Source organism: Methylorubrum podarium (genome assembly GCF_022179745.1).
GTDB lineage: Bacteria > Pseudomonadota > Alphaproteobacteria > Rhizobiales > Beijerinckiaceae > Methylobacterium > Methylobacterium podarium.
Genome location: NZ_BPRD01000577.1, coordinates 1 through 2104 on the forward strand (window position 1 = coordinate 1; position 2104 = coordinate 2104).

Here is a 2104-nt window from a genome sequence, read left to right on the forward strand (position 1 = left end):
ACCACCCCCACCCCCACCCCTCCCCTCAAGGGGGAGGGGAGCGGCTGCGGCACACGGCGCCCGAGGCGCCCAAGACGGCACACGAAGGCCAACCGCCGAATGAACACCCTGCGCCCCGGCGACGCCATGCTCACCGACTGGCGGGATGCGGCCGCGCGCTTCGAGCGCGAGGTCGGCAAGGCCGTGGTCGGCCAGGAGCGGGCGATCCGGCTCCTGACCATCGCGATCTTCGCCCGCGGCCACGTCATGCTCGAAGGCGATGTCGGCGTCGGCAAGACCACGCTGCTGCGCGCGGTGGCGCGCGCCCTCGGCGGGGCCTACGAGCGCGTCGAGGGCACCGTCGACATGATGCCCACCGACCTGATCTACCACACCTATCTCGGCGAGGACGGACGCCCGCGGGTCGAGCCCGGCCCGGTGCTGCGGCGGGCCGAGGATCTCTCCGTCTTCTTCTTCAACGAGATCAACCGCGCCCGGCCCCAGGTCCACGCCCTGCTGCTGCGCATCATGGCCGAGCGCAGCGTCGCCGCCTTCAACCGCGAATACCGCTTCCCCAACCTCCAGGTCTTCGCCGACCGCAACCGCGTCGAGCGCGAGGAGACCTTCGAGCTGCCGGCCGCCGCCCGCGACCGCTTCCTGATGGAAATCGGCATGGAGGCACCCCGCGACGCTCAGGCCCGCCGCGACCTCGTGTTCGATCCCCGCTTCCACGACACCGACCGGCTGACCGAGGAGGTCGCGGCCGGGGTGCTCGATCACGACCGCATCGGCACCATCGCCAGCGCGATCCAGCACGCGATCTCCGCCGAGCCGGCGATCGAGACCTACGTCGTCGGCCTGTGGGAGGCGCTGGTGCGCCCCGGCCCCGCCGGCATCCGGCTGCCCGGCATCGACATCGACCGCCTCGTCCAGGGCGGCGCCTCGCCCCGCGGCGTCGCCTTCCTCGTCCGCGCCGCCCGCGTCCGCGCCTGGCTCGAGGGCCGCGACTGGCTGGTGCCGGAGGACATCCGCGCCGTCTTCCCCGAGGTGATGGCCCACCGCGTCTTCTTTGAGCCGGTCTACGAGATGCGGCGCGCGCAGATCGTGCCCGAGCTGATCCGCGCCGTGTTCGAGACGGTGCCCGCCCCGTGAGCGGCCGGGACGACGGGGTCAACGACACGGCCGACATCCTCTACCTGCCGCGCTGGCGGCCGGGCGGACACCGAATCGGCGCCCATCGCGGGCGCGAGGCCGGCGGGCTCGGCACGTTCCGCGATCAAGTCAGCTTCGCACGCCTGCCGGATGCCCGCCGCATCGACCTGCGCGCGTCGCTGCGCGACCCGTTCGAGGGCGTGTTCGTGCGCCGCTTCGAGGCGCGCAGCCCGGTCGAGACCTGGGCACTCGTCGATCTCTCCGCCTCGATGCGCTTCCGCGGCCGCGCCGACCGTCTCGGGTTGGCGGGCGCCTTCTGCGCGGTGCTCGCCCGCTCGGCGACCCGGATCGGCGACGGCTTCGGCGTCCTCGCCTGCGACCGGACGCTGCGGGAAGACCTCTCTCTCCCCGCCACCCGCCACCGCGCCGCGGCCCAGGCCGCCGCCGCCCGGATCGGCGAGGCGGCCTGCGAGGGGCGCGGTGCCGAGGGGTTCGTGGAGGCGGCGCGGCGGCTGGCCGGACGGCCGAAGCTGATCTTCCTCGTCTCGGATTTCCGCTGGCCGGAGCCTCTGATCGAGGCGGTCTTCTCCGCCCTCGCGCTGCACGACGTGACGCCGGTGCTGCTCGCCGATTCCGCCGAGGACGAGGGTCTGCCGAATTGGGGCCTCGTCGAACTCGACGACTTGGAGGGCGCCGGGCGCCGCCTCGTCTTCCTGCGGCCGTCCTTGCGCCGCCGCTGGATCGCCCGCGAGGCGGAGCGCGCCGAGCGCCTGCGCCGGATCTGCACGCCCTTCGCCCGCCCGCCCTTCCGGCTCGCCGACCGCTTCGACGCGGAAGCGCTGAGCCGTCACCTGATGACGACGTGAGCGCGATGCGGCGGCGACCCAAACTCTCCTCCCCCGTGTGGGGATGGGATTCAGTCAGCGGAGCCACAGGCGCGGTGTCGGCAGAATCCGGCGCCTCTCCTCCCCCT

2 protein-coding genes are annotated in these 2104 nt (G+C 73.6%); both read left to right on the forward strand.

Annotation, left to right across the window (positions count from 1 at the left end; genetic code table 11):
* Window positions 1-99: 99 nt before the first annotated feature.
* Window positions 100-1131 (forward strand): AAA family ATPase, encoded by a 1032-nt coding sequence (locus MFF42_RS23840; protein ID WP_238258288.1) that lies wholly within the window; start codon window positions 100-102, stop codon window positions 1129-1131.
* Window positions 1128-1997: a DUF58 domain-containing protein gene (locus MFF42_RS23845; RefSeq protein ID WP_238258289.1), complete on the forward strand. Its 870-nt coding sequence runs from the start codon at window positions 1128-1130 to the stop codon at window positions 1995-1997. Before MFF42_RS23840 ends, MFF42_RS23845 begins: the two co-directional genes overlap by 4 nt.
* The last annotated feature ends 107 nt before the right edge of the window (window positions 1998-2104 follow it).

What these genes read in the sequence shown, in the direction of transcription:
- MFF42_RS23840 (WP_238258288.1), top strand. Translation starts at nt 100, where the DNA reads ATGAACACCCTGCGCCCCGGCGACGCCATGCTCACCGACTGGCGGGAT.